21 protein-coding genes are annotated in these 17,153 nt (G+C 36.6%); 7 read left to right on the top strand and 14 right to left on the bottom strand.

Features of this window, described 5'->3' with window-relative positions; all coding sequences use genetic code 11:
- Positions 1–23: 23 nt before the first annotated feature.
- The 3 genes from SHI21_RS13555 to SHI21_RS13545 all read right to left on the bottom strand — a co-directional run bounded on the left by SHI21_RS13555 (position 24) and on the right by SHI21_RS13545 (position 1,805).
- Complete coding sequence (locus tag SHI21_RS13555; protein ID WP_323577171.1) at positions 24–593, bottom strand: DUF1554 domain-containing protein; 570 nt, start codon at positions 591–593, stop codon at positions 24–26.
- A gap of 163 nt (positions 594–756) precedes the next feature.
- A complete protein-coding gene (locus SHI21_RS13550) occupies positions 757–1,194 on the bottom strand; it encodes a hypothetical protein (protein ID WP_323577170.1) in 438 nt (145 codons plus the stop codon).
- 107 nt (positions 1,195–1,301) lie between these two features.
- The gene (locus SHI21_RS13545; RefSeq protein ID WP_323577168.1) at positions 1,302–1,805 is read right to left on the bottom strand and encodes a hypothetical protein; all 504 of its coding nucleotides are present in this window, start codon (positions 1,803–1,805) and stop codon (positions 1,302–1,304) included.
- Positions 1,806–2,134: 329 nt separating this feature from the next.
- On the opposite strand from SHI21_RS13545, the gene SHI21_RS13540 reads away from it, so the two are divergent.
- Positions 2,135–3,661: a fibronectin type III domain-containing protein gene (locus SHI21_RS13540; protein WP_323577167.1), complete on the top strand. Its 1,527-nt coding sequence runs from the start codon at positions 2,135–2,137 to the stop codon at positions 3,659–3,661.
- A gap of 182 nt (positions 3,662–3,843) precedes the next feature.
- Positions 3,844–4,275 (top strand): CBS domain-containing protein, encoded by a 432-nt coding sequence (locus SHI21_RS13535; protein WP_323577165.1) that lies wholly within the window; start codon positions 3,844–3,846, stop codon positions 4,273–4,275.
- Between the two features lie 49 nt (positions 4,276–4,324).
- Here the strand turns inward: SHI21_RS13535 and SHI21_RS13530 are convergent, their stop codons facing one another.
- The 4 genes from SHI21_RS13530 to SHI21_RS13515 form a co-directional block, all read right to left on the bottom strand.
- Positions 4,325–4,567 carry a hypothetical protein gene (locus SHI21_RS13530; RefSeq protein WP_323577163.1) on the bottom strand — a complete coding sequence of 81 codons (243 nt, stop codon included), beginning with the start codon at positions 4,565–4,567 and terminating at the stop codon, positions 4,325–4,327.
- A 311-nt stretch (positions 4,568–4,878) separates the two neighbouring features.
- Complete coding sequence (locus tag SHI21_RS13525) at positions 4,879–5,781, bottom strand: M14 family metallopeptidase (protein ID WP_323577161.1); 903 nt, start codon at positions 5,779–5,781, stop codon at positions 4,879–4,881.
- 91 nt (positions 5,782–5,872) lie between these two features.
- On the bottom strand, positions 5,873–6,250 hold the full coding sequence (locus SHI21_RS13520) for a hypothetical protein (RefSeq protein WP_323577159.1): 378 nt from the start codon (positions 6,248–6,250) through the stop codon (positions 5,873–5,875).
- A 213-nt stretch (positions 6,251–6,463) separates the two neighbouring features.
- Complete coding sequence (locus SHI21_RS13515) at positions 6,464–7,201, bottom strand: phage tail protein (protein WP_323577157.1); 738 nt, start codon at positions 7,199–7,201, stop codon at positions 6,464–6,466.
- A gap of 214 nt (positions 7,202–7,415) precedes the next feature.
- Here SHI21_RS13515 and SHI21_RS13510 point away from each other — a divergent pair, with 214 nt between their 5' ends.
- Positions 7,416–7,640: a hypervirulence associated TUDOR domain-containing protein gene (locus tag SHI21_RS13510; protein WP_323577156.1), complete on the top strand. Its 225-nt coding sequence runs from the start codon at positions 7,416–7,418 to the stop codon at positions 7,638–7,640.
- Here SHI21_RS13510 and SHI21_RS13505 read toward each other — a convergent pair.
- From SHI21_RS13505 to SHI21_RS13490, 4 genes are read right to left on the bottom strand one after another with little or no spacing between them, the layout of a single operon-like run.
- Positions 7,630–8,487, bottom strand: a complete 858-nt coding sequence (locus SHI21_RS13505) for a J domain-containing protein (protein ID WP_323577155.1) — start codon at positions 8,485–8,487, stop codon at positions 7,630–7,632. The genes SHI21_RS13510 and SHI21_RS13505 overlap by 11 nt on opposite strands.
- Positions 8,487–9,134, bottom strand: a complete 648-nt coding sequence (locus SHI21_RS13500; RefSeq protein WP_323577153.1) for a hypothetical protein — start codon at positions 9,132–9,134, stop codon at positions 8,487–8,489. Before SHI21_RS13500 ends, SHI21_RS13505 begins: the two co-directional genes overlap by 1 nt.
- 55 nt (positions 9,135–9,189) lie before the next feature.
- Positions 9,190–10,947 carry an ABC transporter substrate-binding protein gene (locus SHI21_RS13495; RefSeq protein ID WP_323577152.1) on the bottom strand — a complete coding sequence of 586 codons (1,758 nt, stop codon included), beginning with the start codon at positions 10,945–10,947 and terminating at the stop codon, positions 9,190–9,192.
- A gap of 10 nt (positions 10,948–10,957) precedes the next feature.
- On the bottom strand, positions 10,958–11,752 hold the full coding sequence (locus tag SHI21_RS13490) for a patatin-like phospholipase family protein (protein WP_323577151.1): 795 nt from the start codon (positions 11,750–11,752) through the stop codon (positions 10,958–10,960).
- Positions 11,753–11,902: 150 nt separating this feature from the next.
- On the opposite strand from SHI21_RS13490, the gene SHI21_RS13485 reads away from it, so the two are divergent.
- From SHI21_RS13485 to SHI21_RS13475, 3 genes are all read left to right on the top strand, one after another.
- Positions 11,903–12,745, top strand: coding sequence for a hypothetical protein (locus SHI21_RS13485; RefSeq protein WP_323577150.1), 843 nt, complete (start codon positions 11,903–11,905; stop codon positions 12,743–12,745).
- A 228-nt stretch (positions 12,746–12,973) separates the two neighbouring features.
- A complete protein-coding gene (locus tag SHI21_RS13480; RefSeq protein ID WP_323577149.1) occupies positions 12,974–13,315 on the top strand; it encodes a hypothetical protein in 342 nt (113 codons plus the stop codon).
- Positions 13,316–13,470: 155 nt separating this feature from the next.
- A complete protein-coding gene (locus SHI21_RS13475) occupies positions 13,471–13,794 on the top strand; it encodes a hypothetical protein (protein ID WP_323577147.1) in 324 nt (107 codons plus the stop codon).
- 85 nt (positions 13,795–13,879) lie between these two features.
- Here the strand turns inward: SHI21_RS13475 and SHI21_RS13470 are convergent, their stop codons facing one another.
- Both SHI21_RS13470 and SHI21_RS13465 read right to left on the bottom strand, forming a co-directional pair.
- Positions 13,880–14,755, bottom strand: a complete 876-nt coding sequence (locus SHI21_RS13470) for a 3'-5' exonuclease (protein WP_323577146.1) — start codon at positions 14,753–14,755, stop codon at positions 13,880–13,882.
- A gap of 52 nt (positions 14,756–14,807) precedes the next feature.
- Positions 14,808–15,584, bottom strand: a complete 777-nt coding sequence (locus tag SHI21_RS13465) for a trypsin-like serine peptidase (protein ID WP_323577144.1) — start codon at positions 15,582–15,584, stop codon at positions 14,808–14,810.
- Between the two features lie 358 nt (positions 15,585–15,942).
- On the opposite strand from SHI21_RS13465, the gene SHI21_RS13460 reads away from it, so the two are divergent.
- Entirely contained in the window at positions 15,943–16,530 is a 588-nt protein-coding gene (locus SHI21_RS13460; RefSeq protein ID WP_323577143.1) for a hypothetical protein, read from the top strand.
- 65 nt (positions 16,531–16,595) lie between these two features.
- Here the strand turns inward: SHI21_RS13460 and SHI21_RS13455 are convergent, their stop codons facing one another.
- Entirely contained in the window at positions 16,596–17,087 is a 492-nt protein-coding gene (locus SHI21_RS13455) for a hypothetical protein (RefSeq protein WP_323577141.1), read from the bottom strand.
- Between the last annotated feature and the right edge of the window lie 66 nt (positions 17,088–17,153).

The raw sequence follows: 17,153 nt of genomic DNA, 5'->3' as shown, positions 1-17,153 counted from the left end.
ATGACTACTTCAAGAAAATCGTCTTATTGCTCAACACAAAGGACGAAAGCAGCAGGCCCTGATGTTCCACAATTATGTACGCCAGCACTAATGGCCGCTGAAGTTGTAGAAAGCGCATTACCGTAAGTTCTATCGTCTGCCATGCTTCCCCAGTCACCACAATTTTTGGTCTGGTCTACACTCCAATTACTCTCTATTCCTGTATAATACGACCCTGCACTACTCCCAAAAGAATTAGTTAAAGGAAAAGTAAAAACTGCGCTCGCGTTTGTTGTTCCAATTACAGTTGTACCATCTGCTCTACGGTATTCAGTATTCGCCTGCAAAATCCAGTTCGCTGCTCCTGAACCTATATCTGGGTGACGTGTACTCGTTCCTATCAATGCCTGATATCCTGAGCTGCATGTTAGATCAATATCACCCACTCCATAATCTCCAGTGGAAAATACTCCTGCTGCTAAGTAAATTTTTTTAAAACTAGTACTGGTTGCACCAGTTCCATTTATCCCACTAGTACTGTCCCCGCAGGATGCCAGGCCCAATAAAATGACCATGATCAAAGTGAGGATGATTGCCATATTGAATTTTGACATAATTAATCTCCGAGCAAGATGAGTAAAAATAATTAATTATTTTCACATAAAATGACGGGGAGTCTGTCGTACTAAAGGATGACAAGGATGAGATTGAAAGAGTTTATTAACTAAAAATTTAACGCTTTATCACTACCGCAAGTCTGCTGGCACCTTTACTCCTTTACTTGGGCTTCTTCATTTGCTCGATGATTATCGAATTTGCCTGGATATTTTTGTAGTGTTTTGCCCAGTAGAGCAGACTTTTCTTTTGATATTTTTCATTAAGAATTTCAGGATTGTCTTCCAGCTTTTCTATCAATGATTGAGTTTGTCTCAGCCTTATATGAACAATAACTTCTTTAAAAGTATCACGCTTCACATTTTTGTATTCAGTTTCTATAGTGCTGTAGACATGTATAAAACCAATGGGAAGAGCAAGAACAAGTAGCGCAGGAAGAGTGGGCATGAAGCCGTCTGAAAATAAGCAGATATTAATAAAATTATAAATCACAAAAATTATAATAAAGTAAATAACAGCCTCAAGGTACCTTGAAGCGGTTTTGGAATTAGGAAGACTTCTCAATTTAAATTTGTATTTATTAAAATCAATTTTCTTCATGCTCGTATTATAGCTCGATGAAGGAATTGATCATAATTTTGATATATTTGCCCGAAAAGAGCATACTTCCCTACCTCAATTGGTGGGCAGTACTACTTCATAAAATCTTATTCCATTATAAGAGTTTTAATCCCTACAACTCCAAGCATGATGACTCGATTAACTTTAATATGAAATTTCGTAACGACTTTATTCTTATCAAATAACTTCCAGCCTACTTTATCTTTAGCAAGCTCAACATCATAACCTCTACGCTCTCCAGTAAACCCATTATAAAGCGTATCAATCGTAATCCTTCCACCACGATCATGATCAAAGTTATCACTCTTCAAATTAAGAACATTGTACCCATCTCTCTCTTCCATGATCACACCGTGGTCAGTAGTAAGATCTTCCGGATTCAAAACAGTTCTTTTGATTTTCACGCCATCAGCAGAATATGTATCTTTATAAATTTCTTTTAACGATTGCGTTTTCTTGTCTACTTTAACGACAAGTTTATAAATTTCAGTATTGTCGTCATTGTCTGTTACAGAAAGAACTTCTTCTTGCGAAAAAGCATTGAAAGACAAAATCAAACCAGCGATTAAAAATAGAATCAATTTTTGCATTAGGACCTCGGTACAATTTTAGGGCCCTCACAGTCTAAAGTAGACCGCAAGCTTTCGTCAAAAGATACTTGAAACCTCAGATTGTGCAGCTTCAAATCTATTCCTTTTGCTGGCCCATATTCACCTGGTGGTGACTTCCTTAATGAGCAGTCTATGGAAATTTTTAATAGCATCTGAATCATCTTACAACTGTCTTAAATGTTGGTATTTACTTCCTTTCCGGACACTTGAGGTATTCTTGACTAAATTATTATTGAGTAAATGACGAAAATAGAAGGAAACCTCACTATGCTAATAAATAGTCATTTTGATGATGGGACATATTAAAGATGCTATCTTATTTTCGATCTTCACTCTTCACCTTTTGCCTTATCATAGGCCTTTCGGGTTGCAATGAAATCAAAGTAAACCCTAAAGCACTTCAAAGAGAAATCGGCACAGTAGGAAGCTCAGATATCGTCTTCGCTGGTCTTACCTCAATTGATCAAGTCACTGACACAACAATGAGACTTAACTGGACGAATAATGCAGACGCCTCTGCTTATCAAATTTATAGAATGGTTGCAGGAACTCCTTCGTATATAACAACTATCCCTGCACCTGCATCTACTCTCACTCTTACAGGCTTCACTCCAAATACCTCTTACACTTTTCGAGTGAGAGCACTCGACTCAACAGGTGCCACTGATGTTAATACGACAACTCAAACAATAACAACGAATCTTGCTCCAAATGTTCCAAGTGGAATTGCATTACAAACTCCATCAGCGTCTCCTTCTTTAGTGAGCACTCCAACAATAAGAGTAAGTGGTGTCAAGAGTGGCGATGTTGTAAAGCTTTTCACGAATAGTTTGTGTACTGCTCAGGTCGCAAGTGGTACGGCCGCAGGAACAACTATCGATTTAACAACCTCCACTCTAGCAGTTGCTGCTTATACATTTTATGCCAACTCAACCAACACCTATACTCATACTTCTGCTTGCTCTAGTGCGACAGTCGCCTACGTGATAAGTTCATGTCCTGCTAATTTTCTTGGAGTTCCTTTTAATACAAATGTCGGAACAACAACTGATTTCTGTGTGGCCAAATATGAAATGAGATGTGTGGGAGCAAGTTGTCCAACATCTACTCCGGGAGTAAATGCCGTTGCCACATCACAATCCAGTGGTACACCTTGGACGAATATTAATCATCCCGATTCAATTACTGCTTGTTCCAACTTGAATGCTATTAATGGTGTTAGTAATAAGTTTTATCTTATCTCAAATCCTGAATGGATGACGATTGCCAGAAATATAGAGAGTGTTGATTCGAACTGGTCAGGTGGAACTGCTGGCTCAGGGGTCTTACCAATTGGATGGACTGCTTTAAATAGCGGCCCAGCACCTTCCACAGACGCGAGCTGCCTCTATAATACCGGGAGCGATACGTGTGCTGCAACTGGCGCATTTAAATACAGACGAACTCATACTCTCTCTAATGGTGAAGTGATCTGGGATCTTGCTGGAAGTGTTTGGGAATGGATTGATTGGATCGTTACACCTGCCAATAAGGCCTATGTCGCTGCTCGCCCGATTAATACGGCCCAAGGTTTTGAAGAATTTAGAGATTTAGATGTAAATGTTGGTGCGACAGATGAAATGAAGCCTTCTACTTGGCAGCCAACTTTTCTAAATTTAACTGGTGCAGACGGGATCGGACGTTATGATCCAGGAATTAATTCAACCGGTGGTTATGCTGTACGCGGTGGTGCTTTCTGGTATGGAGACAGTTCTGGTATTTATACATTGGATGTGAACTCTGAGCCAAATGCCTCGTATGGAATTCTTGGGTTTCGCTGCGTTTATCGCCTCTAGTGCGACAAGCACACAAATCTATCCTTGATTATCTCTCCTCTTTTTTCTTATCAGATACTGCTTTCTATACTCTGGCACCAGATATGCTAGGAAGTAGTCATGGCAAGGATCAAAATAAAAAGGAAGTAACACTGAAGGCCTAAGAAAAAACATGGGGCCATAACAATATCAAGGAGAAGATTATGATTGTAAAAGACTGTATGACGAAATCAGTAGAATTAGTAACGCCTGACATGAATGTTGCTGCAGCTGCAAAAAAAATGCGCGATGGGGATTTTGGGCTCCTTCCTGTTCAAAAAAATGATCGTTTGGTAGGCATGCTTACAGACAGAGACATCGCCATCAGATGCGTGGCCGAAGGACGTGATTGTAAATCAATCCACGTTGGTGAAATCATGACTGATAAAGTCCTTTATTGTTTTGAAGATCAAAACTTAAATGAAGTCATAGAAAATCTTGGTGATAATCAAATCAGAAGGCTCCCTGTTTTAAACCGTGACAAAAGACTCGTCGGAATTTTATCTCTTGGTGATTTGACTCACTCTCGAGATCTTAATCCGAGTCAGATAAAAGGAGCTATGGATAAAATCTGTAAACCAAACTTTAGAAAGTAAATTAAAAGTAAAAGACGTTCATTGTCTTAATGGACGTCTTATTTGTTGATTAAGTTCTACACCCTTCTCCACTTTGATTCTTATAATTAATTTCCCACTCTTCCTGTGCGATTGTTTTTTCTATCCAGTCGGCCGGTTCATAATGCCATTTTCGACTTCTACTATTTTTCATCCCAGCATAACGCCGATCTTCAAATTCTTTAAATTTACTATAAGAATCAGCGTAATCTCGTTCTAAAGCTTTTGTTTCTCTCTTGTTACCTTTTTTGGACATTGCTGCTTTTGCTACCATACTTCTTCCTCTGGTTTATTTTTTAATAAAATTTGCAATACAGATGCCACAAAAATAGAAGCGCTCAAGGACATAAGAATAAAATTAAGGTTTTCTTTTTTTGACCCGAACCTCTTAGTTCGGTAAATAGTTTTTGAAGATTAGTCCTGTGTCTCGGGGGCAAAATCACATGGACTTTTTATCGGCAGCACTGTGTTCTCATTATTTATTATGAAAATATTAAATTCACTACTTAATGCTCAAATTCCCAATGAATTCTTCTCGAAGCATTTTACTAAGATGCCCTTCTCAAAGCCGGACACAGCTGCTGCCTATTTACATCTCTTTATAAAGTCTAAACCACCGCAGATAGCTGCGACTTGAGCAAGATTACAAATCTCATCAGTCACTTTGGGACTATCTGGATAAACTTCAGTAGTCGTTGAATATTCAGCATCAGAAAAACCACCGCATAGGAAAAGCTTTTTCATATCGTAATTAACGACACCTTCACTTTCGATTTTTTTACCGATTAGCATCCCTCTTTCATCTGTTGGAGCAATGTGTGTAATTTTTCTTACAGATTCAATAACAGCTTTTTGAAATTCGCCCTGAGGTTTATGAGTACTACCTACAACGTAGAAGCCGTCGGGGATTTCTGAAAACTCTTTCTTGATAGCATCTCTTTGTTCAAGTGCGATTCTGAAAATAGTGTTGTCTGTGTCAGTTGTTTCATGGAGATCGAAATGAGCAAAAAGGTTTATGTTAAGCGCTGAGATGGCGTTCAAAAACAGTTTGCATTCTTCGGCAGGGCTATCCTGATAGAATGAACGATTAGGATCGATGGCAAGATTGTTCCAGCGATTAACTGTTTCATAGCCCCAAGGACTGATACAAGGAGCGCAAATGAAGTTAAAATCGTTTGAATAATTCGAGATGTGTTTTTCCATGAAAAGAAGAGCGCCGTGTACTCCACTCGTTTCATATCCATGAACGCCACCAGTAATGAGAACAGTTGGTTTTGAAGAATCAAAGTTTTTCGTTTTCATTAAAAAAACTGGGTATTTATTTGGATCAATTGAAAGTGAGCCGTATTGTGAAATTTCAAAGGTGTCTCTAAGTTTATTAATCTTAGTAACCACTTCTTCCAGGTATGAGCGTTTAATGACTTGCTCTTTAAACCAAAGATCTTTTTCTTTTTGTCCCCATGGAAGGGTCTGTGTTTCGTTGCTCATAATATTTCCACCAATTAAAGTTTGGTATTATTTTGCAACGAAAAACATAGTTAAACAACATTCAAAAAATGAGATCCTATTATTGTATTAATTATTTACCTTCGTAAATTAACTCACCTTCAATCGTGCCCATTTCTACACCATTTTTAAGAATTCTTCCGCCGATTGATTTGCCTGCAATTGTAAGCCCATAAGTAGCATAATACTCTTCATTATTTTCACGAACTAATATTCTAAAATTAAGATGTTCATTGCGATGTGAATAGTGGCATTTTCCATCTTCGATTTGAGAAGTAAACTTACCTGGAACAGTTAAAGTTCCTTTTATAACCATAGTGGGAGTACAGCTTTCGTAAGTTAAAATGTCGTTATAGACATGATCGCCAATCGTTGTTCTTAAAACATAGATATCTTCAGCAAAAACTGATGAACTGATTGTTAGAAATGCGAATAAAATTAACTTTTTCATAATTGCCCTCTTGAAATTATTTTCTAAGTAGAGGCAATATATCTTTCAACTAACTTAACTAAAATTGAATTATGGTTATCTACTCTTAACCTTTAGTTAACAATAGTAAGAGCTCGCTAATATTTGGTTATGGCGTTTATTTAATATGCTTAAAGCGGACGGCTAATTAATGAGAAGCCTCTCTTTATAAAAAAGAGAGGCCCATGTATATTCTTATCTTCCACATTGCATGATTCTAACCTTTGCATCCAATTTCACACCATCCTTCAAAACTTCACCCACTACTTTATCACTAAAAATTTCTTTATAGTTCGATCCAGCTTCCACTGCTCTTGTAGTCAAAGTAAAATAAATTCCACCTTGCTCACAATCATACAAATCATCAATCACAAAATCACCATCAACACTCATATAGTTTCTTAATTTAGCCGGACCATTTTTTACAACTTCAGAAAGAACGGCCTGTGGAACTAAAATATTTTTATCTTGATCGAAAAATTCATAAGGCATAAGGGCCGCATATGCCGCGTGCTGAGAGTATGGCAGCATAACCGATGCATTCATATTCACAAATCCAAAATCTTCAACAATGTCATAGCTAGAAACATTTGGGTATTGAATGATATAAGAAACCGCTCCTACTCTTCCAGCTGGGTACTCACCTTGTGTGCAAACATAGTAAGGATATTTTTTTCCATTCAATTCAAGATCATCGACTTTAGGAAGATTGAAATTAGTCTGTTGATCTCCACCATACACACCACCGATTAAAGAGAAGAGAGTTTGATTGTCTACGATAGGTAAATTTCTTCCATCGGCCTTAGTCCAGATTTCATCATCAGGGTTTACGCTTTTAGAAAAAGCGCGAACTTCACCAAGTCCGCATCCAGGTGTAGCGAATGCTGTAGTAGTTGCTAGTGATAATAAAGCTAATAAAAATAATTTGTTCATATGTTCCTCCAAAGGCTATGTAATTCATATTGCAGTTGAAATGCCATTGCGTTCATCTACAAAATCAAACAGTTAGCTGGTTTTAACATGCCGAAATTTCGGCAGATGCCGGTGAGCCGGTAATGAGTTGGTGGGATATCGGCAAACTCGACAACGCTTCTACCGTCTTCAATTCACTGTAAAGAGCATTTCTTATTTTTTATAATGAGCTTATATGAAAAACATAACACCATTTGAAATTGGCGATAAAGTGACTTGGAACTGGGCCGGCGGAACGATTAAAGGCCAAGTCGAAGAAGTTCACTTCGCTCCGATTGAAAAAATTATTAAGGGGTCAAAAATTAAACGTAATGGTTCAGTTGAAAAACCTGCTTATCAGGTAAAATCGGAAGCTGGAAATATTGCTTTAAAACTTCATACCGAATTAACTAAGATTTAAAATAATTCCTCAGCGATCCACTATCCCAAATAATCTGCTGAAGCACTTTCTCTTTACGAACTTCTTCTTCGATCTTCGAAAGCTCATTTTTAATATTATATTCTTGAGTCGTAACTTGTCTTGAGTAGATAAATTTGTAAATCGTCGACAGTGGCCCATGCTTTTTCAACTGGGCTTCAAAAGACTTAAGCTCTTTCAAACGATCATTAATATGCTTTATATAAAGCTCGATCTTGTCTTCCGAAAACTCTCTCGGTCCCATATGTTCTTTTTCAAGTTTTAAAAGTCCATAGAGATCTTGATTTTCATAGGCTGCCGTAATCTTCTTCATGAGAGACGTCTTCTCTTCTTTAAGATGCTCTAACGGCTCTTTATCCGGATGAAAGGCCTTAGCTAATTGTCTAAAGAGAGATTTGATTTCAAGCTTACCATCGGTTTGTGCCGGTGTAGGAGATGATGGTTTATATGTATAAGACTCAGGTTCATCAACATTCTCTTCAGCCTCTGACTCCTGTTCTGGAAGAAGCTCATCAAGAAAAGCTTCTGCTCGCTCGTCCCCCATGCTTTGTAATCCATAAGCAAGCTCAACCATTAGATGAATAATCTGACGTTTCTCTTTTTTCTTAAAATAAGAATCAGTGCGATGTTGTTTTAGTCTGTTAAGATTTTCAAATCTTAATTCGCAAAACTCATCTACTATCGGTGTGGCCTCTGTGGCCACTCTCACTTGAAGAACTATAAGTTCTTGCTCAAGCGTCTTTAACTTCAGCTCATCACTTTCAATTTGCTTTAATTTTTTATCAAACTCTAATTTTCGTCGATTTCCTGTTGTGCTTGGAATGTTCATCAATTATTTACCGACATATAATCATCAATGTGTTTAGCAATTTTGAACGGTGTTAAAACAGCAAGTAGAAGAATAAATATCAATCTAATATTTGATTCATCTTTTTCCGGCAACATTCTAATTGATTTTTTATTAGTTTCTAGTTGTATCTTATTGTATCGATAGTTATTAATTTCTTGGCTAAAATCTGTTAATAAATTTTTGATTACCTTATTTGAAGAAATTTTTTCATCAACCCAAACAGTTATTTCCTTCGGTACATTGTCATTATCAATCTTCTCTTGCAAGGTACTTATTAAAATTTCACATCCTGCAATATTTAAAGGACACTCTTTTTTTATAGAATTCAAGCTTTCACCAGCTTGTTCTTTAGCTTTATTTATAAAGTCATTACTATTTGAAATTCGCATTCCTGTAACACTATTATTCAACTGATTTGTATGCATTAAGATGTTAGCTAGTACAGATAAAATTAACAGGAGATCAATTACGATGAAAAATTTTTTCAAATATTGCATCTCACGTCCATTATTTCTATAACGAACTATAAACAGCATAACAAGTGCAAGTAATGTACATAAAGAAAAAATCCTTATAAAATAAGGCAAAAAATTAGTATATAATTCTTGAGTAGCTAAACATTGCATATTTCACCTTTTAATAAAAATCTTTATCGATTAAGGAAAGGATTGCCCGAATAAATTAAAACTTCTTCAAATAATCCATCTTCTGGGACTGATCAATATTCATATACTGATGGTAATCAAAGATAAAATCACTATCATGATAATTCTTCACCCATTTCTGCTGTAGCATATAGCTCTGTGTATGAACTGTAAAAATAGCAACAGCTTCATTGGCCAGATACTGATTTAACTTCTCATACAATTCCGTTCTTTTAGGAGAATGCTGCATCTTAACTGCTACTTCAAAATCCTTATTAAATTGTGGATTGTTGTAATTCGCACTATTGGCACCAGGAGCTGAATTGGGCCCATAAAAGATTTGAAGGAAATTCTCTGTATCAGGATAATCTCCAATCCAACCGTAATCGATCATCTGCACAGCTCTCTTTTTGATTTTCGCTTGCAGTTCAGGATTAAGATTCATCACGACTTTAATCTTGATGCCAATTTTTTCCATTTGCGCTTGGAAGAATTCCGCTTTTTGGCGAGCAGTAGTTGAACTCATCGTATCCAAAGTAATTTCAGGAAGTCCTTTTCCTTCTGGATAACCAGCAAGAGCTAGAGTCTTTTTAGCTAGCTCTATATTAGGACCTTTCCACTCATTCTTAAAACTTGGAACGTTTCCAGCAAGTCCCGGAGGAGCAACTGACTGTGCAGGAAATCCTGTATCGTTATAGAATAGTCTATTAGCAGTCTTTACATCATAAGCTAAGCTCATTGCTCGACGAAGATTTACGTTCTGAAAAATCTTATAATCAAAGTTAAAGCCGATATAATATACATCTAGGCTTGGCATAATAGTAAGGCTCATCCCTTTATCAAGCATTTCCTGAGACAACTTATTACCAACGATTGTCGAACTAAAGTTATCTTTGGGAATATTCAAATAATCAATCTCACCTTTATTGAACTTCAACCATGCTGGCTGCGACTCAACCATGACATTGACGATAATCTTATCTATTAGAGGAAGCTTTTTACCAGCATCACCTAGGAAATGTTTGTACTCTGGAGAAGCTTCACTTGGATAAAATTTTTCTCTGAAAGTTGGATTTTTAGTAAAGACAACTCTCTTACCTTGATCAAAGACAGGTAAAACATATGGGCCTGTACCAACTGGGTGGTTGATAAATTCAGGTCCGTATTTTGTTACAGCTTCTTTTGGAACAACGAAAGTGTAAGGCATGGCCAGTGAATACAAAAATTGTGGGAAGGGCTTAGAAAGTTGAAACTGAAGTGTATATTTATCAATCGCTTTTATGCCGGCAACTTCTTCGTCGTAGTTTGCAGAAGGTTGCGTCTGATACTTATTTCTCCATTCATTGAGTCCTTTGATTTTCCCATCAAGAATCCACCAACCTGTTGCTTGGTTTTTAGTGTCAGCAAGTCGCTTAATTGAATAAACGAAATCAGCGGCCTCCATCTCTCTTCCCTTACCATTAGGAAAAGCAATGTCGTCTTGGAAGTGCACGCCTTTTTTTATTTTAAATGTATAGGTCATACCGTCTGCAGATATAACGGGCATTTCTTCTGCAAGATTGGGAATAAGTTCGTAAGGAATCTTTAGCCAGTGATAGCTAAGGAGCCCTTCATAAATTTTTGCGATTTGTGCAGCTGAACCTACATCGCTCGACATGATAGGATCAAAACCTTTTATGTCACTGGCGGCGATAACAGTCAGAACTTTTTCTTTTGAATCTTGATGTTTACTGCAAGCAGATAAGAAACTTAATGCGATGATAATTACGATCGAAAGAAACTTTGGGCCATTCATATATTACCTCTTAAATGCTATTCGTAAATTCTTTTAGATCACCATAAAAACTCTTATGGTTTTTTAGATCACTTATATCTGTATTTAATAATCTTATAGTATTTTCAAAACATCTAGCAAATGCTTCGTATCCAACACTAAGATTACTCGGCTTCACTGCAATGAGATCAGAAAAGCAGATCATAAGTTGATTGGGGCGTCTTTTTTTTAGATTATGCGAGAAGTCCCAGTTTCTATCTCGTAAATGGGACATTAAAAAATGTGAGACGGAGCGCTTCTCTTTTGGGATTCCCATGATGCCAGGCTTATCAAAAATGCCTCCATCAAAATACCTTTTACCATTGATCTTTGCAGGGTGAACTAAAAAAGGTGGAGTGCAAGAAGCGCGGACGATAGGAGCTGTTTCGCCTTCAGTAAAAATTTTGGTCTTAAATGTACCAACTTCGAATGTTGATACAGCAATGTTAAGACTCAGCTCTTCGAGTCTTGGATGAAGATTAGCTCTGAGAATATTCTCTACGTTCTTCCATTTAAGATAACCCAGTCCAAATCCTGGATCCCAAACATCTTTTACCGGAACTTCAGCGAGTAATTTTAGAGCATCGGGTGTTGAAATATTTGAACCAAGTATGGCGCCAACTAATGCACCCGCGCTGGAGCCTGAGATCATAGAGAATTCAATTCCCTCTTGTTTCAATGCTTCGATGAAACCAAGGTGAGCAAAGAAACCAAAAAAACCTGCTCCCAGTGCAATAGGGAGAGGTTCTTCTTTTAAGATATCTTTAAGCTTTGAGTTGGAATTCATGGGTTAATCATACTGACTCTAGAACGGTGTCACTACAAAAACTTTATAACGCTCTATTGCTACCACAAGTCTGCTGGCACGTTTAAGTATCTATAGACAATCTATCTAACTTTTTATCTAATTATTAAAAATTTATTGGGGGAATTATTTATGAAGAATGTATTACTTTTAACATTACTATCAGTGTTGTTAAGTTGTGGATCTGCAACATTTAAAAAAGACGAAGTGACTTCGATTAAAAGAGTTGCAATCGTTGCTTATTCAATTCCAGAAAAAATTGAATTCAGAGACGATCCGAAACAACAAAACAAACCAGGGGTTATGGATCTTGTAAAAATGGTTGCTAAAAACTTTACTGAAGTTGATGGACAAAAAGCAGCTGAACTTTCATATAACGAATTTGTAAAATCTATCAATACTTCAACTCACTTGCCATTCAAGGCCTTAACTCTTGAAGAATTAAGAAAAAACGCTAAGTTTCAAGAACTAGTTACTTCAACTCTTAAAAAAGAAACACCAGTCGCTGCTGAAGCTACAGGTTGGATGGGAACACTTCAAAGTTTCGCTAACACAAAAGATGCACCTTCTTCAACAACTGTTGCAGGGATCGCGACATTTGGGATTGATAAAAACTGGCAAGATTCAGACGCACTTATGAAAACAGAAAAAGAAAAAGAATTTTTAAAAAAATCTTTAGAAATTTTGAATGTTGATGCCATTATGGTTATTAACGATATGGGATACTCATTTTCATGTGAAGCTTGTATCGGTGGAACAGGTTCTGCCTCTACAGGATCGGCATTTAATGTAACTCTTATCAATAAAGAGATGAAAAGTGTTATGAATGTTCGCCAATGGTTTGGTTTTTCAAAAGCATCAGCACCAATTGTGACTGGTATTATTCCTCCGCCAATGTACGAAAAACTTTTTATCGCTCACGGTGGAAAAATGGCCAGTGAGTTTATTTCTGAAACAGAAACACAACTTAAGTAATTTTATTTTTTATTAAATGTGGTCTACACAAAATGTGGACCACATTTTCACCGCCGCTATTCCGACAACAAGCTTACCGATTTCCCGGCACTGCCGAATTTCCGACATAACATCTGATTCCTAACTAGCTATTTATAATAGTTTTTGATTTTGGCACACCTATTGAAATAGTCATTTACAAAGACATCTCACAACGAGTTGCCAAGAAAAAAATAAATGGAGCTACATATGAAAAAGTTTTTAATGGTTTTAGCAATTTCTCTCTCAACAACTACGGCGTTTGCAGACATGGAACTCTCACCCGCAAACCCAGATATCAACACGCCTAATTGTGAAGCTCATGCTTACTTTGCTCCCAATACGAATATCGTGATTATTCAGATGCCTTTCGGCAAATGTGACAGCGTTAGGACTTGGGGTAGTGATTTGGGATCTACAGAAACTCGAATTACTGCAACGGGCATGCAGGTTGGGATTGAAGGCAGAGCGGGTTTAGCAGTAGGAGTTACGCTGATGAATCTTGAAGGCTATCCATTTCGCAAAGACGAAATTCGTATACGCTTCAATTAGGATAAGCGACAGATTCAGGTTCCAGAGAAGTCTGCTGGAACCTTTTTGGGAACCTTTTTTAATTTAATTGAACGGATCTAAATAAATATTTATTTAAGCAACCCCACAACTATTCCGAAAAGAATACATTGCAAACAAAAATAAGGAGTTAGTGAATGGTTAGATTTAAGCATCCAAATGGTTTTTTTAAAGAAACACCTACAGGTTTTTCTTGGACAACTCTATTTTTTGGTTTTTTTGTTCCTCTATTGAGAGGATGGTATATTTATTCTGCAATTTGTCTTATTGCCTCAGTTGTCACATTCGGATTTTCTGGCCTTGTATTTCCATTTTTAATCAATAAGCATTATGCAAAATATCTTCTTGAGCAAGGTTATCAACCTGATTCTGATCAAGATAAAATGCAACTACAGATGATGGGAATTGGTTTTGTAGATCCAGTACATAATCATTCTAATGTTAAGAGAGAAGTCGCTTAATAATTAAGATTTTTTCAACGAGCTTCCAATACACTTTTTTGTCACAATATTACAAGAAGGATGTATTGGAACTCTCACTCTTTTCTTACAAAGGTTTAAAACGATCTCTCAACTCAATTGTTGAAAACTCAGCTTTCATCTTCCCTTTAGGATAAACTTCCTCAGTCAGAAAGTTTTTCATCTCATCAACCTCAGACTCTGAAACCAGTTTCGTCCAAAATTTATTTGGAGCATCCCATGAAAACCCATTATTCTTTAAAAGATCTTTGGCCTCAAATGGAGCTTGAACACAATCAACACAAACTTGCTTAGTTTTAGCGTTCGCTAAAATTTCTTTCAAGTAATCCCCTTGCAGTATTAGATTGGCCAGAGCATCGATGTCAGTAAGCGCTCTATGCCCTGAATAATGAAAACCATGAAAAAGACTTAGTAGTTCCTGCTTCGCTGATAAAAATCCCATCTGGGCCCAATCAACCTGCTTAAATGAACATGTCCAAATCTTTGCTGATGATACTTTACTTACTTCCGCGACAGCTTCAATCATAGGCCTATCAAATCCTGCATTGTGAGCAAGGACAAAATCGGATTCCCCGATCATTTTAGCTACAATACTCCAGTCAATTTTTTTGCCTTTAACGTCTTCTTTCGTAATTCCTGTAAGCTCAGTAATGGTCTCTGATATCTCATTGCGAACTGGTTCATTTAGTTCTGAGTATTCTTCAACTGGCTTAATTAAGTGATGCTCTCTCTTGTGATAAATCCACTTTCTGATAGCGATCTCTATGATTTCATCTTTGTTATGATCAAGGCCGGTTGTTTCAGTATCTAGGATCGTGCAAAATCCCAAATCAGAATTCATTTCGACTGTTTTGTTAAATAAGTCAGGAGATAAAGTTTTAAATTCGCGAATGGTTACGCTCTTATCTTCATTAAAAATTTTATTAATAAAAAAAGTCTTCATTGTTTATCCTTTTGAAAATAACGCTCTATTGCTACCACAAGTCTGCTGGCACCTATGGATTGGCGTCTCGTAACTCTTTTAATTTGGCCGCAAAGCTTTGTGTGTAGATCGCAATGTTTGCATTTTTGTCGTTGTATTCATCCAGTACAAGGGTCGTATTCCCACCGTTACGATGTTCGGCAACGTGTAGGGCAACTATGAAGCATGTTTTTTGCTCACAGATAAATAATGGCGATCCTGAATCACCTGTAGATGTATCACAATCATGATAGATGAATCCTTTCTCTGGAAGAAATGCTTTGGCGCTGCACTCTTGCACACCAGTCATGCTCTTACCTTGATAAAATAGACTTCCATAACCAGCTTGCATAATATTTTCTAAGTTCTCTTCTGTAGAAGACTTCCATCCAAAATACCCAAACTTCTCCCCTAGTGGTTTTTCAAGTTTTAGAATGGCCCAATCCTGGTTTCTATTTGCTTGTTGATCTGAAGTCCCCCACCAAATATATGAGACTCCACTTTCAGCGACTGAAGTTCCATTAGATGCGCCAAGAAGAAACTGATATTTACCTTTTAAGTATTCACCGTCTTTGAATACACAGTGGGCCGCTGTTAAAATAAGATTTTTCCAAACTAGGCTCGCCGTACAATAAGTTCCATCTGGTGCAATCAATCTTCCAACTAATTTGAATTGTCGCTCTGTTGAAGTCACAAGTTCTTTATCGTTATGTCCGAAGACGTTATAGCCTGTAACTAGATTTACATTTTGATTAGTGTTGTCCTGATTTGGAACACAACCTGATAGAAGTAAACACGTTAGAGCGATCATTTTTAATTTATATAAATTCTTAGAAAATAACATGTCGTTAACCTAGGGATCAGTGGATTAATTAGCTTAGTGGGTTTTTATGAAAAAAGGGTATGTCTGTCTAGAGGATTCTCTGCTTTTGGGGAGTTACTGGCATTTATTAGTGTGATTTTTTTTGATTTTGACTCTAAGAGGGTCCAATAGGCTTTTGCTGATTCTTTCTTTTCCTGGTTCCAACATATCTTTCTTGCTGAACTACAACCAGAAAAGTCTGCTGGCACCATTTGTAGAGGAGCTGCAGAACATTTTATCGTACTACCGAAATCCTAGAATACATGCTAGTAATGTTTTTAATAAAAAATAATGAAAAGTGGAAATAATGAAAGAAAAAATTAAATCGTTAAGTATAGTAGTAATTGGATTAGCATCTTTAATTACTGCAACTACAGTTTTGATCTCAGTTCCTAATAGTCTCCTAGATTATCTAAAAACTAGAAACTGGGATGAAAATATCAAAATCATTAGGTTTTCCTCTAATGATTATATTGTAATTTATAATGGAAATCCAAAACCTATATTTATTAATAGATATGATTTTACTGATCATAAGGTCGGTATTTCAGGCTCAGGAGAAATTAATCAAACTGTGGCTCCATATAGCTACTTAAACTATTTAAATCCAGATAAAATAAATTGGGATTTAATATTCAAAGGAAATGAGACTGAACTTCAAAAAATAATTAAAACTGGCATTAATAGACCTGATTCCCCTTATAAGTATGTTTTCTTTAATGAATCGCATCCTACTTTTAAACTTTTCAGTAGAACAAATAACATGCCTAGTACTTTTGATTTCTATGCAGTATTGACGGTAAACTTTGAAAACCAAGAAAAAGTATTTCCATTCCCATCAAAAGGAATAATTGTAAGCAAAACAGATTTGAATAATATTCCAAAAAATAAGTAAAGATTTATGCGCTAGGTATCTGCAAAGCCATTTGTTTCAAAGTGCATTAGACAAGTGTGCTGGAGCTAGAAATCAACTCTGAATAATAAACTGTTATAATTATCACCCACTTTACCTTCGAGACCAAAACTAGGAGTAAATCTAAAAACAGCAACACCATAAACTAAAGTTCTGTCTGCAATTCTAGTCCCTGCACCAATATCAAGTTTTTCGGAAAGTTGATATTTAACAGAGGACTCAAATGCATATGTAAAATTCACGCCACAGTATTTTGTGTCAACAACTTCTCCAGTTGATTTGTCTTTACAGACTCTCTTATTATCGTCGTCCTTTTCTCTCGAGTAACGAGGGTCATCTTTACGTTTAAAAATTCCTGTTAGAGGTAAAATTTCTATTTTAAGCGATTCATATGGCCTCAGTTGCAGACCCAGACTTATTTCAGCACCTGCTTTCTTTTCATATGAGCCATAACCAATCATCACAAAAGACGACAGATCAAAGCTAAAAGCATTTGGGATAAAAAAAATAGAAATGATGATATATAAAAATAATTTCATACCTGGTTTTAGCTTAACCCTCAAACTTAGAACAGCCAAGGGCTCTTAAATATGTTTGAATTACTT

The organism is Bacteriovorax sp. PP10, from assembly GCF_035013165.1.
Classification (GTDB): domain Bacteria; phylum Bdellovibrionota; class Bacteriovoracia; order Bacteriovoracales; family Bacteriovoracaceae; genus Bacteriovorax; species Bacteriovorax antarcticus.
This window is presented reverse-complemented; position numbering and strand designations above follow the sequence as displayed.